The organism is Streptomyces sp. CG 926, assembly GCF_003148825.1.
Classification (GTDB): Bacteria; Actinomycetota; Actinomycetes; order Streptomycetales; family Streptomycetaceae; genus Streptomyces.
In genome coordinates, this window is the sequence record NZ_QGGZ01000001.1 from 873,677 (window position 1) to 889,579 (window position 15,903).

Here is a 15,903-nt window from a genome sequence, read left to right on the forward strand (position 1 = left end):
CCCCATGACGGAAAAGCACGCGCGGCCCAAGCGCCGCCGCCGCGTTCTGCGGATCACCCTGCTGCTGGTCGCCGTGCTGATCCTGGGCACGGCCGGGGCCGGCTGGTGGGCCTACAGCCACCTGAACTCCAACATCGACAGCGTCGACCTGGACCAGGCGATCGGCGACAACCGGCCCAAGAAGGTCGTCGCGAACGCCCAGAACATCCTGGTGCTCGGCTCCGACTCGCGCGCCGGGGCCAATGCCGATCTCGACCACGGCGATGTCAGCGGTGCCCGCTCGGACACCGCGATGCTGGTGCACATACCCGAGGGCCGGGCCAAGGCGACCGCGGTGAGCATCCCCCGCGACACCCTGATCACCCGGCCCGAGTGCAAGGACGGCAAGGGCAAGACCCTGCCGTCCGCCAAGCGGGTCATGTTCAACTCCGTCTACTCGCTCGCCGGCCCGGCCTGTGTGGTCAACACGGTGGAGCAGATATCCGGCGTCCGCGTGGACCACTTCGTCGAGGTCGACTTCGCCGGCTTCAAGGGCCTGGTCGACGCGCTGGGCGGGGTCACCGTCACCCTGGACAAGCCGATGAGCGGCGCCAAGGGCGGCCTCAAGCTGGACGCCGGCTCGCACCAGCTGAACGGCACCGACTCGCTGAAGTTCGTCCGTACCCGCTACGGCTACGGCGACGGCAGCGACCTCGGCCGCATCGGCCTGCAGCAGCAGTTCATGATGGCCATGCTGTCCGAGATCAAGAAGCAGGACGCCCTCGGCAACCCGGCGCGGCTGTACAAGCTCGCGGACGCCGGGACCAAGTCCCTGACCACCGACTCCGACCTCGCCTCGCTCACCGCGCTGTCCGACTTCGCGCAGAGCATGAAGGGCGTCGACCCGGACACGATGGAGACCATCATGCTCCCGGTCGCCTACGACAAGGTGGACCCGAACCGCGTGATCGTGGCGGAGCCGCAGGCGAGCCAGCTGTGGGAGGCCCTGCGCACCGACCAGAAGGTCCCGGCCTCGGCGAAGAACTCCCCCGCCAAGGGCTGAGCGGCCGATCCCCGAGCCGCCGAGCCTTCGGCCACCGCACGCCGCGGCGGGCCCGTACGGGAATCTCCCGTACGGGCCCGCCGCGTCATGTGCGGGGTACGGCCGGCGCTCAGAACTCCGCGTTCTGGCCGACCTTGTGCAGACGGCTGTTCCGGTAGCCGTAGGCGAAGTAGACGATGACGCCGATGACCATCCAGATGCCGAACCGCAGCCAGGTCTCGGCCGGCAGGTTGAGCATCAGCCAGAGCGAGGCCGCGATCGACACGATCGGGACGAAGGGCACCCACGGGGTGCGGAAGGACCGGTGCAGGTCGGGGCGGGTCTTGCGCAGGACGATCACGCCGAGGGCGACCACCACGAAGGCGAACAGCGTGCCGATGTTCACCAGTTCCGCAAGGGTCTCCAGGCTGGTGAAGCCCGCGACGACGGCGATGATGCCGCCGAGCAGCATGGTCGCCCGGTACGGGGTGCGGTACTTCGGGTGGGTGACGGAGAAGACGCGCGGCAGCAGTCCGTCACGGCTCATCGCGAAGAACACGCGGGTCTGGCCGAGCAGCAGGATCATGCACACGGTGATCAGGCCGACGGCCGCGCCGAGGCTGATGGCACCCGAGAAGAACGGCTGGTTCACCGATTTGAAGGCTTCGGCGAGCGGCGCGGTCGGGGACATCTCCGAGTACTTCTGCATGCCGGTGACCACCAGGGTCACGGCGACGTAGAGCACGGTGCAGACCAGCAGCGAGCCGAGGATGCCGCGCGGCATGTCCCGCTGGGGGTTCTTGGTCTCCTCGGCCGCCGTCGCCACCACGTCGAAGCCGATGAAGGCGAAGAAGATGAGCGAGGCCGCCGTGAAGATGCCCATGACGCCGAAGTTCGTGGGCTCGTAGCCGAACATCAACTGGACCAGCGGCGAGTGCCAACCGCTGACGCCCTCGGCCCGTGGCTGGGCCGGCGGGATGAACGGCGAGTAGTTGTCGGCCTTGATGAAGAACAGGCCCGCGACGATGACCAGCAGCACGACCGTGACCTTGATGGCGACGACGACCGCGGTGATGCGGGCGGAGAGCTTCGTCCCGACGACCAGGATCCACGTCAGCACCAGGACCAGCAGGAACGCCAGCAGGTCGAAGTGTCCGCCGGGGACATCGGGGCCGGACAGGGACGACGGAAGCGTCCAGCCCAGGTTGGTGTCCATGAGGTGGCGTACGTACCCGGACCAGCCGACCGCGACGACGGCCGTACCGAGTGCGAATTCCAGCACCAGGTCCCAGCCGATGATCCAGGCGGGCAGCTCGCCGATCGAGGCGTACGAGAACGTGTACGCCGACCCGGCCACCGGGACGGTGGACGCGAACTCGGCGTAGCAGAGCGCCGCGAGGGCGCAGACGATGCCCGCGGCCACGAAGGCCAGGGCGGTGGCGGGACCGGCATTGTTCCGGGCGGCGATGCCCGTGAGGACGAAGATGCCGGTGCCGATGATGACGCCCACACCGAAGACCGTGAGGTCCCACGCGGAAAGCGACTTCCGGAGCGCGTGTTCCGGCTCCTCCGTGTCGCGGATGGACTGCTCCACCGTCTTGGTACGGAATGGGCTGTTCAGATCCTTGCTCACCGACGCCTCCGAGAGGTGACGACGCACGAACGGGCCGGGAGGCCCACTCCTCAAGAGTGATCTCCCGGCCCGTGACGTGCAACCGCGCGTCGATCTACGAACCGCGCGCGCGGCGAGTTCCGGACTAGTCGACGGCGGCGGCCGGCTCGCTGTCGTAGCGGCCGTCCAGCTTGGCGACGAGGCCGGTGACCTGCCGGGCGATGTCCGGCGCGGTCAGGCCGATCTCGGCCATGATCTCCTTGCGCAGGGCGTGGTCGAGGAAGCGCTGCGGGATACCGAAGTCGCGCAGCGGTACGTCGACACCCGCGTCCCGCAGGGCCTGCGAGACGGCGGCGCCCACACCGCCGGTGCGGCCGTTGTCCTCGACGGTGACGACCACCCGGTGCCGGTCCGCGAGCGGGGCCAGGGCCTCGTCCACGGGCTTGACCCAGCGGGGGTCGACCACGGTCGTGGAGATGCCCTGCTTGTCCAGCAGATCGGCGATCTCCAGGCACATCGGGGCGAGTGCGCCGACCGAGACGAGCAGTACGTCCGGACGGGTGACCTCGTCCGCCGGACGGCGCAGCACGTCCATGCCGCCGATCCGGCCGACGGCCGGGACGGCCGGGCCGACGACGCCCTTGGAGTAGCGCACGACGGTCGGGGCGTCCTTGACCTCGACGGCCTCGCGGAGCTGGGCGCGCAGCTGCTCGGCGTCGCGCGGGGCGGCGAGGCGCAGGCCGGGCACGACCTGGAGGATGGACATGTCCCACATGCCGTTGTGGGAGGCGCCGTCGTCGCCGGTGACACCGGCGCGGTCCAGGACGAAGGTGACCCCGCATTTGTGCAGGGCCACGTCCATCAGGACCTGGTCGAAGGCGCGGTTGAGGAAGGTGGCGTACACCGCGAAGACCGGGTGGACCCCGCCGGTGGCAAGTCCCGCCGCCGAGGTGGCGCCGTGCTGCTCGGCGATGCCCACGTCGTAGATCCGGTTCGGGAAGGCCTCGGCGAACTTGTTGAGGCCGACCGGGTGGAGCATGGCGGCGGTGATGCCGACGATGTCCTCGCGCTCGTGGCCGAGCTTGACCATCTCGTCGGCGAAGACGGAGGTCCAGCTGGCGGCGGCGGTCTTCACCGGCAGGCCGGTGTCCGGGTGGATCACGCCGACCGCGTGGAAGCGGTCCGCCTCGTGTTCCAGGGCGGGGGTGTAGCCCCGGCCCTTCTGGGTGAGGCAGTGCACGATGACCGGGCCGCTGAAGCGCTTGGCGCGCTGCAGGGCGGACTCCAGGGCCTCGATGTCGTGGCCGTCGATGGGCCCGATGTACTTGAGCCCGAGGTCCTCGAACATGCCCTGCGGGGCGATGAAGTCCTTGAGGCCCTTCTTGGCGCCGTGCAGGGTCTCGAAGAGCGGCTTCCCGACGACCGGGGTGCGCTCCAGGATCTCCTTGCCGCGGGCCAGGAAGCGCTCGTAGCCGTCCGTGGTGCGCAGGGTCGCCAGGTGGTTCGCGAGGCCGCCGATGGTGGGGCCGTACGAGCGCTCGTTGTCGTTGACGACGATGACCAGCGGGCGGTCCTTGGCGGCGGCGATGTTGTTCAGCGCCTCCCAGGCCATGCCACCGGTCAGCGCGCCGTCGCCGATGACGGCGGCGACGTGGTGGTCCTCGCGGCCCAGCACCTCGTTGGCCTTGGCGAGGCCGTCGGCCCAGCCGAGCACGGTGGAGGCGTGCGAGTTCTCGATCACGTCGTGGTCGGACTCGGCGCGCGAGGGGTAGCCGGACAGGCCGTTCTTGGTGCGCAGACCGGCGAAGTCCTGGCGGCCCGTGAGCAGCTTGTGGACGTAGGCCTGGTGGCCGGTGTCGAAGAGGACCTTGTCCTTGGGCGAGTCGAAGACCCGGTGCAGGGCGATCGTCAGTTCGACCACCCCGAGGTTGGGGCCGAGGTGCCCGCCGGTCTTGGAGACGGCGTCGACGAGGAAGGACCTGATCTCGGCCGCGAGCTGGTCGAGCTCCTCCTGGCTGAGCCGGTCCAGATCGCGCGGTCCCTTGATGCGGGTCAGCAGCACCCGTGCCTCCTTGCAGTTGCTTGCTGGTCTGTCGAGTCTAATGTTCCGCCCCCGGCCACGGTCATCGGGCCGTCCCGAGGGAGTCACACCTTTGTCATACATGTACGCACGGCCAGTCGGCCACACATCACATACGGGCGTATACCCGTACATGAGTACCCCGTTCAGGCACGCACGGATGCCCGGCGCCACGAGAAGTGGCGCCGGGCACTGTGACCGGTCTTACCGCCGGATGTCACTCCGGCGGGCAGTCGGACGCGCGATCAGGCGCGGCCGGCCGTCTTCTGGGTCTTGCGCGTCACCGAGTCGATCACCACGGTCGCCAGCAGCACCGCGCCGGTGATCATGTACTGGATCGGCGTGGCGATGCCTTCCAGGGCCAGACCGTACTGGATCGAGACGATGACCATGACGCCGAGGAGGGCGTTCCAGGTCCGGCCCCGGCCACCGAAGAGGCTGGTGCCGCCGATGACGGCCGCCGCGATCACGTTCATCAGCAGGTCGCCGGCGCCGGCGCTCTGGTTGGCCGCCGCGATCTTGGAGGCCCAGAACAGGCCGCCGATGGCGGCGAAGGTGCTGGAGATCGCGAAGACCGTGATCCGGACGCGGGTCACGTTGATGCCCGCACGGCGGGAGGCCTCGACGCTGCCACCCAGTGCGAAAACGTTTCGCCCGAAGGTCGTGCGGCGCAGCAGGAAGTCCGTGACGACCAGGGCCAGCAGGAAGAGCACCACCGCGAGCGGCAGGCCCTTGTACTGGTTGAACAGCACGGCGGGGCCGAAGGTGCACAGCGCGAGCAGGCCGGTGCGCAGCAGGATCTCGGCGAGCGGGCGGGAGGGCATCCCGGCCGCCTCGCGGCGCCTCGCGTCGAGGAAGGCCGCGAGGAAGTAGCCGGCGACCGCGAGCGCGGCCAGCCCGTAGGCGACGGCCACGTCCGAGAAGAAGTACGTGGTCAGCTGGCCGACCACGCCGTCGGAGTCGATGTTGATCGTGCCGTTGCTGCCGAGGATCTGCAGCATCGCGCCGAGCCAGAAGAGCAGGCCCGACAGGGTGACGGCGAAGGCCGGGGCGCCGACCTTGGCGAAGAAGAAGCCGTGGATGGAGCCGATCAGGGCGCCTCCCACGACGGCCGCCAGGATGGCCAGCCATTCGTTCACACCGTGCGTGACGGCCATGACGGCGACGATCGCGCCCGAGACACCGCTCACCGAACCGACCGAGAGGTCGATCTCGCCGAGCAGCAGCACGAAGATGATGCCGATGGCGATCATGCCGGTGCCGGTCATCGTGATCGCGATGTTGGTCAGGTTCTCCGGGGAGAGGAAGTTCGAGTTCAACCCCTGGAAGATCGACCAGATGACGATCAGACCGATGACGACCGGGAGGGAACCCAGGTCGCCCGCCTTCATCTTCCGCTTGAACTCGCCCACGTACCCGGCGAGGCCCTCCTCGCGGACGAGCAGGCGGGGGTCCACGGCCGGGATCGCGTCGTGCGCGGCCGCGGGGTTGACCGGGTCGATGTGCTCCTGCTGATCGACGGGGCCCTTGTCCAGTGGACCGGTGGCGGGGTTCTGGGTGCTCACTTGCCGGCCTCCGAGGTGCGGGCCGCCCGGCGGGTCACGGCGTTGTCCGTGGCACCGGTGATGGCGGAGATGATCTCTTCCTGCGAGGTGTCGGCGACGTTGAAGACACCGTTGTTGCGGCCCAGCCGCAGGACCGCCACCTTGTCGGCGACGGCCTTCACATCGGCCATGTTGTGGCTGATGAGGATGACGGCGTGGCCGCGTTCGCGCAGCCGCTCCACCAGGTCGAGGACCTGTGCGGTCTGCTCGACGCCGAGGGCGGCGGTGGGCTCGTCGAGGATGACGAGCTTGGGCTCGCCCAGCATGGAACGGGCGATCGCCACGGTCTGGCGCTGACCGCCGGAGAGCGAGGCGATCGGGATCCGGACACTGGGGATCCGGATGGACAGGGTGGTCAGGAGCTCGCGGGCGCGCCGCTCCATCTCCACCTCGTCGAGGATGCCGAAGCTCTTGAGCTCTCGGCCGAGGAAGAGGTTGCCGACGACGTCGATGTTGTCGCACAGCGCCAGGTCCTGGTAGACCGTCGCGATGCCCAGGTTCTGGGCGTCGTGCGGCTTGCCGATGGCGACCGGGCGCCCCTCCCACTCGATGACACCTTCATCGATGGGGTGCACGCCGGCGATCGTCTTGACCAGCGTGGACTTTCCGGCACCGTTGTCGCCGACGAGGGCGACCACTTCACCGGAGTGGATCTCGAGTTCTACGTCGGTGAGGGCCTGAACGGCGCCGAACCGCTTCGAGACCCCTCGCAACGCCAGCACGGGCGCAGCGGACACATGAACCATCTCCTTCGCCGCCTGACCGGCGGGGATGTCGTGCAAAAGAGCAGGAGCGGGGACTGATGACGGAGGAACGTTTCTGCCCGGCGCCCCGCCCGGTGGCGGGGATGAGAGGGAGGGGCGCCGGTCAGGCACGGGGGCCGTCTCGTGGGGAGACGGCGGGGGCCGCTACTTCAGGCCGGCCGCGGCGCAGGCCGCCGCGTACTTGTCGGTGCAGATCTCGTCGACCGAGTAGACGCCGTCCTTGACGACGGTGTCCTTGATGTTGGCCTTGGTCAGCGAGACGACCGGGATCAGCACGGAGGCGACGCCCTTGGCGGTCGGGCTGTCGACCGTGGACGTGGACTCGGGCTTGCCACCCTTGGCGAGGGCGACGGCCATCTTCGCGGCGGCCTCGGCCTCGGGGGCGTACGGCTTGTAGACGCTCATGAACTGCTCACCCGCGACGATCCGCTGCACACCGGCGAGCTCGGCGTCCTGGCCGGTGACCGGCGGCAGGGGGTTGACGCCGGCGGCCTTGAGGGCGGTGATGATGCCGCCGGCCATGCCGTCGTTGGCGGAGTAGACGCCGATGACCTTGTCCTTGCCGAGCGCGGAGAGCGCGGCCGCCATGTTGGTGTTGGCGTTCTCCGGCTTCCACTCGACCGTGTCGTACTCCTTGCCGACGTTCACCTTGCCGTCGAGCTCGGAGTGCGCACCGGACTTGAAGAGCTTGGCGTTCGGGTCGGTGACCGAACCGTTCATCATGACGATCTGGCCGTCCTTGGCCTTGTCGCCCAGCGCCTCCAGCAGCGCCTTGCCCTGGACCTTGCCGACCTCTTCGTTGTCGAAGGAGGTGTAGGCGTCGATCGGGCCCTCGGCCAGGCGGTCGTAGGCGACGACCGGGATACCGGCGTCCTTGGCCTTCTTGACCGAGCCGGCGATGGCCTTGGAGTCCACCGCGTCGATGATCAGGACGTCCACCTTGTTGGTGATCATCGTGTCGACCTGGGAGTTCTGCGTGGTCGCGTCCTGCTTGGCGTTGGCGTAGACGACCTCGCCCTTGCCGCCGGTGAGTTCCGCGATCTTCTTCTCGATCAGCGGCTTGTCGAACTTCTCGTAACGCGCGGTCTGGTTCTCCGGCAGGAGCAGACCGACCTTGATCGCATCGCCCTTGGCAGCGCCGGAGGACTCCTTGGTGGTGTCGCCCGCCTCCTTCGCACTGCCACAAGCGGCGAGCGAAACGGCCATGGCACCAGCGGCGACAGCTACGGCGGCTCTGCGCATACGCGTGTTCATTACTTGAACCTCCCTGACGAGGCCGCAGCGGCGCGGCCGAGGTGGATGTGAGTCAACCCCGGCCGCGTTTTGCCGTCAAGGAGTGAATTCTTAACGAGATGACAACGGTGCCATTCGTTATCTACCTGAAGACAAGACGGCTGGAGCTCGCACTCCACTTCCATGATCTGACAAAAGTGTCGAATCGCCCATCTCGCTGAGTACGAGCGCCAGTGCGCCCAGCACCTCGGCCCGCCCGCCCAGGTTCCCCGTCAGCACCGACAACTGCCGGGCCGCGCTGGGGATCGCGTACCTCCCCACCGATTCACGGATGGGGGCGAGGACGAGTTCACCGGCCTCCGCCAGCGAGCCGCCGAGCACCACCCGGCTGGGGTTCAGGAGGTTGCACAGGCTGGCCACGCCGCTGCCGATGTGTCGGCCCACGTCCGTGATCACCCGGCGGCAGCCCGGGTCCCCGTCGCGGGCCAGTTCGACCACCCGCTCCATCGTCAACTCCGGTCCGTGCGTGCCTTGGAGCAGCGGGAGTACGTACCGGGCCGCCGTGAAGGTCTCCAGGCAGCCGCGGTTGCCGCAGCGGCAGACCGGACCCGATTCGTCCAGGGTGATGTGCCCGATCTCGCCCGCCGTGCCGCCCGGTCCGCGGTAGATCTGACCGTTGATGACCAGTCCGGCGCCGACGCCGCTGGCCACCTTGATGTAGGCCAGGTCCTTCACTCCCCGCCCGCTCCCCCAAACGAGTTCGCCGAGGGCTCCGAGGTTCGCGTCGTTGTCCACGTACACGGGCACACCGAGGCGCTGCGAGAGCTCCTGGCGGGGATTGATGCCCGCCCAGCCCGGCAGGATCGCGGTCGAGCCCAGGGTCCCGGACTCCACGTCGATCGGACCCGGCACGCCGAGCCCGACGCCGATGACCTTCTCCAGCCCCACGCCGATGTCCGCGATCAGCCTTCCGACCAGGGCTTCCGCCCGGTCGAAGCCGTCCGTCCAGGACGCGTCGACGTCCAGCGGCTCGGACTCCTCCGCCAGTACCTGATGGGCCAGGTTCCCCACCGCCACCCGCAGGTGGGTGTGGCCGAAGTCGACCCCGATGACGATCCCCGCGTCCCCGCTCAGCGAGACGCTGCGCGCCCGGCGGCCGCCGGCCGAGGTGTCGGTGACCTCGACCGTCCCGCCGTCCTTCAGCTCCCGGACGATGTTGGAGACCGTGGCCGCCGACAGTCCGGTGGCGCGGGCGATCTCCGCCTGGGTCAGCGATCCCGCGAGCCGCACCGCCCGCACGACCCGTTCGAGATTCGCGCGGTGCAGTGACGACTGCGATCCGGGAGTCTGCACGACTCATCCACTCCTGCCCATTAGCGACGGCCAGCCGTCGCCCCCCGGCCGGGGCATGTCACGGCTGCACGCTCCGAGACCCCGGCATCTCTCCAACTTGTGAACCTTAAGTCGAGCCTTAACGCATCCACACGTCAAGAGGCTGACACGGCATGAAACGGCTGGTACTGGACCAAAGAGGGAGAGAAGCGGCTGTTGGATCGTGCTACGGTCGCTGAGACGCTGGTCCTCTGCGGCCCTTTCGGCCGGACCTGGCGTCGTGCAATGACCGCGCTACGCAAGGAGGTGTTCGGGATGAGTCCCGATCGAAGTCCTTGCAGCGCTCTCGTCGGCTGACCTTGACCGACTGACCATGTGATCGGCTGACCCCTCTCTCCGGGGACGCACCTCAGCGGTGGACCGCTGTTCCCGTGCGCGCTCGCGTTCACTTCGTGTTCCCGCGCGTTCCCGCGGTTCCTTCCCTTCCACATTCCCTTCCTTCCGCATGCCCTGCCAACTCCGCCGGGCGTGCGTCATCCATGCCCACCGGCGTGCCGACGGCCCATCGGGGCCGCCGCGCGCCGACCCATGATCACTCCACGTGACCGCTCGGCTTCGCGCTGCCCGGACACCGTGGAGGGAGGTATTCGTCATGACCATGCTCACCCCCCGTACCCCGACCACGCTCGCACCGCCGGGCCCCTCCCGCCGTGAGCGCAAGGCCGCCGAGCTGCAGGCCCGTACCCGCCTCGTCGGCGAGCGCCTCGCCGACCTCAGCGCCCGCTCGGGCGTTCAGGTCCTGCAGGAGGTGGACACCTCCCCGGCCGGCCTCACCCACGCCGAGGCCGCGCTGCGCCTGGAGCGGCACGGCTCCAACACCGTCGCCCACGAGCGCGCCCCCCGCTGGTACCTCCAGCTGGCGAAGGCCTACGGGAACCCCTTCATCGCCGTACTGGTCTTCCTCGCGGCGGTCATGTACTGGCAGGACCCCAAGGACCCGGGCGTGGTCATCCTCTCCGTGATGGTGGGGATCAGCGGGCTGCTGCGCTTCTGGCAGGAGTACCGCTCGGGCCGCGCCGCCGACGCTCTCAAGAGGCTCGTCACCACCACCTGCGCGGTGCAGCGCCGGGCCGACAGCGGCTCCGCACCGACCACGTTCGAGGTGCCCATGGACCAGGTGGTCCCGGGCGACATGGTCAAGCTGGCGGCCGGCGACCTGATCCCGGCCGACCTGCGGCTCGTCACCGCCAAGGACCTCAACGTCAGCCAGGCGGCGCTGTCCGGCGAATCCCTGCCGGTGGCCAAGGCCGACACCCGCGACCAGGACCTCGGCCGGCAAGGGAGCACCGACCCGGTGGAGGCCGACAACCTGGCCCTGATGGGCACCTCGGTCACCTCCGGTACCGCCACCGGGGTGGTCGTCGCCACCGGCGCCGACACCTACTTCGGTTCGATGGCCGGCTCACTCGTCGGCGAGCGCCCGCAGACCAGCTTCGACACCGGCGTGCGCAAGGTCAGCTTCCTGCTGATCCGCTTCATGCTGGTGATGGTCCCGGTCGTCTTCATGATCAACGGCTTCACCAAGGGCGACTGGGAGGAGGCCTTCCTCTTCGGCGTCGCCGTCGCCGTCGGTCTGACCCCCGAGATGCTGCCGATGGTCGTCTCCGCCAACCTGGCGCGCGGGGCGGTCGCCATGTCCAAGCGGAAGGTGGTCGTCAAGCGGCTGGGCGCGATCCAGAACCTGGGCGCGATGGACGTGCTCTGCACGGACAAGACCGGCACCCTCACCGAGGACCGGATCGTTCTGGACCGCTACCTCGACGTGCACGGCGAAGAGGACGGCGAGGTACTGGAGTACGGCTACCTCAACGCACGCTTCCAGACCGGCCTGAAGAACCTGATGGACCAAGCCGTCATCGACCGCGTGGACGAGGCCGAGGAGGTTGTCGTCGACGCACGGTTCTCGATGGTCGACGAGATCCCCTTCGACTTCGCCCGACGCCGGATGTCCGTGGTCCTGTCCCGCAACTCCCTGGTCGGCGAGTTCGGACAGCCCGAGCACGTCATGATCACCAAGGGTGCCGTCGAAGAGGTGCTGAACCTCTGCACGCACATGACCGACCACGGTCGGACGGTGGAGCTGACCGAGCAGCTGCGGTGGCACGTCACCCGGATCGCCGAGGACAACAACCGGCAGGGCCTGCGCGTCCTCGCCGTCGCCACCCGCACGATGGACACACCGCGTGAGACCTACACGGTCGCGGACGAGGACGGCCTCACGCTGGTCGGCTTCCTCGCCTTCCTCGACCCGCCGAAGGCGGACGCCGCCCGAGCCCTGAAGGCCCTGGCCGACAAGGGCATCGCGGTCAAGGTGGTCACCGGCGACAACGACCTCGTCGCCGCCCGGGTCTGCGCCGACGTCGGCATCGACGTCGGTCATGTGGTGCTCGGCCCCGCGACCGACGCCCTCGACGAAGCCGAACTGCGCGCGCTGGCCGCCCGTACGACCGTCTTCGCCAAGGTCAACCCGGTCCAGAAGGCCCGCATCGTCCGGGCCCTGCAGGCCGACGGCCACACCGTCGGATTCCTCGGCGACGGCATCAACGACGCGGCCGCGCTGCGCGACGCCGATGTCGGCATCTCGGTGGACACCGCCGTGGACATCGCGAAGGAGTCGGCCGACATCATCCTGCTGGAGAAGGACCTGACCGTCCTGGAGCAGGGCGTCGTCCAGGGCCGGACCACCTTCGGCAACACGATCAAATACATCAAGATGACCGCGTCGTCGAACTTCGGCAACGTCTTCTCGGTCCTGGTGGCGAGCGCCTTCATCCCCTTCCAGCCGATGCTCGCGATCATGCTGCTGGTCCAGAACCTGGTCTACGACATCGCGCAGCTGGCGACCCCGTGGGACCGGATGGACGAGGAGTACCTGCGGGAGCCCCGCAACTGGGACGCGAAGGGCATCGGCCGGTTCATGGTCACCGTCGGACCCATCAGCTCGATCTTCGACATCTCGATGTTCCTGATCATGTGGCACGTGTTCGCGGCGAACAGTGAGGCGAGCCAGTCCCTCTTCCAGTCCGGCTGGTTCGTCGAGGGCCTGCTCTCGCAGACCCTGGTCGTGCACATGATCCGTACCCGGAAGATCCCCTTCATCCAGTCCCGCGCCTCCTGGCCGGTGATGGTGACGACCGTCCTCGCGGTGCTGACCGGGCTCTGGCTGCCCTTCTCGCCGCTGGCTCCCTCGCTGGGCTTCGTCGCCCTGCCGGCGAGCTACTTCCCGTGGCTGATCGGCGTGCTGCTCGCGTACTGCACGCTCACCCAGCTGGTGAAGACCTGGTACATCCGCCGCTTCGGCACCTGGCTGTAGGAGCGGGGAGAGTCCGCCGAGGGGAACGGCGCGAAAGATGAATTGAACACGTTCAGCCCGGCCGGCACCATGGAGCCAGGACGTCGCCGGCCGGGCGGACCCATGGGTCCGCCGTGCCACGAGGGGGGTTGATCGTGCATCAGAAACGGTCGTACGCAGTCGTGCTGGTGGTCTCGACGCTGGTGGGGCTCCTGGAGGTCGCGCTCACCGTCGTGGTGGTCGTGCTGTACGTACAGACGCAGCCGCCGCCGGACAGGGACCCGGACTGGGTCGAGATCGGGGCGGCCCTGGTCGGCACCGTGCCCCTCATCGGGTTCATCTCGTTCCTGCTGTCGCTGGTCTTCGTCCTGCCGGCGGTCGCGCTGGCCGACCTCCTCGGCCGATGGCTCGGCAGGCACGCGGCCTGGTGGTCGGCGCCGCTGATCGTGGCGGCCCTGCTGACGCCGCCCGTCTTCGGCTACGCGGCGTACAACGACACGCAGACGCGGGCCACGCTGCTCTTCTGGGTCTCGGCCACGGCCTCGCTCTCGGCGGGCGCGCTGATCGCCCTGCCCCGGGACGACCGGCTGCTGGGACGGGTGGCACGGTGGGGCACGGGTGTGGTGGTGGGGACGGGGCTGTTCGGCGCGCTCGGACTGGCCGTAGGTCTGCTGCCCGCGTACGAGCCGCCCGCGATCGGACCTCAGACCATGATCGGCCTCTGGAACGACCGCATGGGCCACGACCTGGTCTTCACCTCGGACGGCCAGGTCACCGGCACGTTCCCGGGCTGCTCGGGCTCCGGGACCTGGGTCTACGAGGGCGGCCGGGACGTCTGGACGCAGAAGGTCCGCGTCGACATCCCCGGGTGCACCTTGCCCGTGTGGGACGTCGGCGGCACCGCCGAGGAGCCCCGGATCCTCCAGCGCATCGGCGATCCGGATTCCGGAACGCTCTTCAGACTGGACAAGTCCCCCGACGGCTCCTGGCCCCGGGGCTCTACTTCAAGGTAGCCGAGGTGAGACCCGACTGGATCTGGCGCTGGAAGGAGAGGTAGACCACCAGCATCGGGACCATGGCGATGGTGGCACCGGCGAACAGCACCGGCAGGTCCGTCTCGTAGCCCATCTGGTACTGGAGTTGGATGAGCCCCTGGGTGAGCATGTACCGCTCGGGGTCGGCGCTGGTCTGTGGCTGCATCAGCACGGCGGGCAGGATGTACTGGTTCCACTGGCCCAGGATGTTGAAGATCCCGACGCTGATCAGGCCGGGCTTGGCCATCGGCAGCATCACCTGGAAGAAGATCCGGGTGTCGGAGGCTCCGTCGATGACCGCCGCCTCGTGGATCGCCGTCGGCAGCGTCCGGAAGAAGGAGTGCATGAAGAAGACCGTGAAGGGCATCGAGTAGGCGACGTAGACCAGGATCAGGCCCTGGTAGGTGTTCAGCATGTCGAAGCGCTTGACCATGAAGAAGAGCGGTACCAGCGCCAGGAACACGGGGAACATCGCCCCGCTGACGAAGAAGTAGTAGATGAGCCGGTTCCCCGTGAAGGGGTAGCGGGCCAGCACGTAGGCGGCCATGGAGCCGAACAGCATGGTCAGCGGGACCGAGAACACCAGCACGATGAGGGTGTTGGCGAAGTAGCCTCCGATGCCCTTCGTCCAGGCCCGCCCGAAGGCGTCGAAGTGCCAGTTGGCGGGCCAGCTCAGGGCCGAGCCGCCGATCTGCGCGTCGGTCTTGAAGGCACCGAGCGCCAGCCAGAGCAGGGGCAGCACGATCATTATCGCCCAGACGACCAGGAAGCCGTGCGAGAAGACGTTGAGGGCCATGCCCTCGGAGCGGCGCCCCTCCCGCTTCCCCGGCCGCCCGGTGCCGCCGGCCCGCTCCGCGGCCTTCTCGCCGGGAGCCTTGATCACTGTGGACTGTGCAGTCATCGTGGAAACTCCGCTCAGAACTCGATGCGCTCGCGGCGGGTGGCGCGCAGCGTGATGACGGAGAGGATCATGGTCAGGGCGAGCATGACCACGCCCATGGCGCAGGCGTACCCGCTCTTGCCGAAGTAGAGGAAGTTGCGCATCAGCACCGTCGACATGACCTCGCTGTGGTGGTCGGGACCGCCTCCGAACTGGCCCGAGGTCATGGTCGACACCAGCACGAACATGTCCATGGCGGCGATGCCCAGATAGACCGCCGAGGTCTGCACAGAGTCCCACAGCAAGGGCAGCGTGACCTTGAAGAAGGTCTGGGCGCGCCCGGCGCCGTCGAGCAGCGCCGCCTCGTAGATGTCCTTGGGGACGGACTGCATGGCCGCGGAGAACAGCACGAGGTAGAAGCCGACGCCGTGCCAGACGACGACGAGGAGCAGGCACCACAGGACGAGGTTCGGCTCGTTGAGCCATTCGACCGGGTGGGTGGCGTCGATCAGACCGACCTTGGTCAGGAAGCCGTTGAGCAGGCCGCCCTCGTCGCTGCGGTAGATCGCGCCGAAGAGCACGGAGAGGATGGCGAGGGAGAGGACCTGGGGGAAGAAGTAGACGACCTTGTAGAAGCGCGATCCGCCCACTCCCTGGACTCCGCCGGCCCCGCCGCGCCCGCCCGCGTTCACCATGAAGGCGAAGAAGAGGGCGAGCAGGATGGTGACGAGCGGGACGAACACCAGGAGCAGCAGGTTGTGCCAGAGCGCGCCGCGGAAGACCTCGTCCGTCAGCAACGTCGCGTAGTTGTCCAGTCCGACGAAGTCGAACGTCGGGGACTGGCCGCTCCAGTTGGTGAAGGAGTAACCGAACGTCTGCACGTACGGCCAGATGACGAAGGTCAGGTACAGCGCTAGGGGTGCGAAGAGGAAGCCGGTGATGAAACCGGCCCGCCCCTTCCTCTGGGCTACTTGGCTCATGGTGTCCGTCC

11 protein-coding genes are annotated in these 15,903 nt (G+C 68.4%); 3 read left to right on the forward strand and 8 right to left on the reverse strand.

All coding sequences use genetic code 11. The annotated features are described in order from the left end of the window. Positions 1-4 precede the first annotated feature (4 nt). Entirely contained in the window at positions 5-1,042 is a 1,038-nt protein-coding gene (locus BCL76_RS03605; protein ID WP_109778037.1) for an LCP family protein, read from the forward strand. 109 nt (positions 1,043-1,151) lie between these two features. Here the strand turns inward: BCL76_RS03605 and BCL76_RS03610 are convergent, their stop codons facing one another. From BCL76_RS03610 to BCL76_RS03635, 6 genes are all read right to left on the reverse strand, one after another. Continuing rightward, positions 1,152-2,654, reverse strand: coding sequence for an amino acid permease (locus BCL76_RS03610; RefSeq protein ID WP_109778329.1), 1,503 nt, complete (start codon positions 2,652-2,654; stop codon positions 1,152-1,154). A 124-nt stretch (positions 2,655-2,778) separates the two neighbouring features. After that, positions 2,779-4,695, reverse strand: coding sequence for a 1-deoxy-D-xylulose-5-phosphate synthase (gene dxs, locus BCL76_RS03615; RefSeq protein ID WP_109778038.1), 1,917 nt, complete (start codon positions 4,693-4,695; stop codon positions 2,779-2,781). A gap of 263 nt (positions 4,696-4,958) precedes the next feature. Beyond that, on the reverse strand, positions 4,959-6,248 hold the full coding sequence (locus BCL76_RS03620; RefSeq protein WP_109778330.1) for a sugar ABC transporter permease: 1,290 nt from the start codon (positions 6,246-6,248) through the stop codon (positions 4,959-4,961). Between the two features lie 26 nt (positions 6,249-6,274). Then, complete coding sequence (locus BCL76_RS03625; RefSeq protein ID WP_030760712.1) at positions 6,275-7,063, reverse strand: ATP-binding cassette domain-containing protein; 789 nt, start codon at positions 7,061-7,063, stop codon at positions 6,275-6,277. Positions 7,064-7,225: 162 nt separating this feature from the next. Continuing rightward, on the reverse strand, positions 7,226-8,335 hold the full coding sequence (locus tag BCL76_RS03630; protein WP_181382417.1) for a sugar ABC transporter substrate-binding protein: 1,110 nt from the start codon (positions 8,333-8,335) through the stop codon (positions 7,226-7,228). 117 nt (positions 8,336-8,452) lie between these two features. Further along, positions 8,453-9,667, reverse strand: coding sequence for an ROK family transcriptional regulator (locus tag BCL76_RS03635; RefSeq protein ID WP_030760717.1), 1,215 nt, complete (start codon positions 9,665-9,667; stop codon positions 8,453-8,455). A gap of 631 nt (positions 9,668-10,298) precedes the next feature. On the opposite strand from BCL76_RS03635, the gene mgtA reads away from it, so the two are divergent. Together mgtA and BCL76_RS03645 are read left to right on the forward strand one after the other, a co-directional pair. Beyond that, a complete protein-coding gene (gene mgtA, locus BCL76_RS03640) occupies positions 10,299-13,019 on the forward strand; it encodes a magnesium-translocating P-type ATPase (RefSeq protein WP_109778040.1) in 2,721 nt (906 codons plus the stop codon). A gap of 134 nt (positions 13,020-13,153) precedes the next feature. Next, positions 13,154-14,011, forward strand: a complete 858-nt coding sequence (locus BCL76_RS03645) for a hypothetical protein (protein ID WP_146228309.1) — start codon at positions 13,154-13,156, stop codon at positions 14,009-14,011. Here the strand turns inward: BCL76_RS03645 and BCL76_RS03650 are convergent. Together BCL76_RS03650 and BCL76_RS03655 are read right to left on the reverse strand one after the other, a co-directional pair. Then, the gene (locus BCL76_RS03650; protein ID WP_109778042.1) at positions 13,998-14,933 is read right to left on the reverse strand and encodes a carbohydrate ABC transporter permease; all 936 of its coding nucleotides are present in this window, start codon (positions 14,931-14,933) and stop codon (positions 13,998-14,000) included. The genes BCL76_RS03645 and BCL76_RS03650 overlap by 14 nt on opposite strands. A gap of 14 nt (positions 14,934-14,947) precedes the next feature. After that, positions 14,948-15,892 (reverse strand): carbohydrate ABC transporter permease, encoded by a 945-nt coding sequence (locus BCL76_RS03655; protein ID WP_109778043.1) that lies wholly within the window; start codon positions 15,890-15,892, stop codon positions 14,948-14,950. Positions 15,893-15,903 lie beyond the last annotated feature (11 nt).

Excerpts from the sequence above, each read along its gene's own strand:
- BCL76_RS03625 (WP_030760712.1), bottom strand. The coding sequence starts at position 7,063 with ATGGTTCATGTGTCCGCTGCGCCCGTGCTGGCGTTGCGAGGGGTCTCG.
- BCL76_RS03605 (WP_109778037.1), top strand. The coding sequence starts at position 5 with ATGACGGAAAAGCACGCGCGGCCCAAGCGCCGCCGCCGCGTTCTGCGG.
- BCL76_RS03655 (WP_109778043.1), bottom strand. The coding sequence starts at position 15,892 with ATGAGCCAAGTAGCCCAGAGGAAGGGGCGGGCCGGTTTCATCACCGGC.
- BCL76_RS03650 (WP_109778042.1), bottom strand. The coding sequence starts at position 14,933 with ATGACTGCACAGTCCACAGTGATCAAGGCTCCCGGCGAGAAGGCCGCG.
- mgtA (WP_109778040.1), top strand. The coding sequence starts at position 10,299 with ATGACCATGCTCACCCCCCGTACCCCGACCACGCTCGCACCGCCGGGC.
- BCL76_RS03630 (WP_181382417.1), bottom strand. The coding sequence starts at position 8,335 with ATGAACACGCGTATGCGCAGAGCCGCCGTAGCTGTCGCCGCTGGTGCC.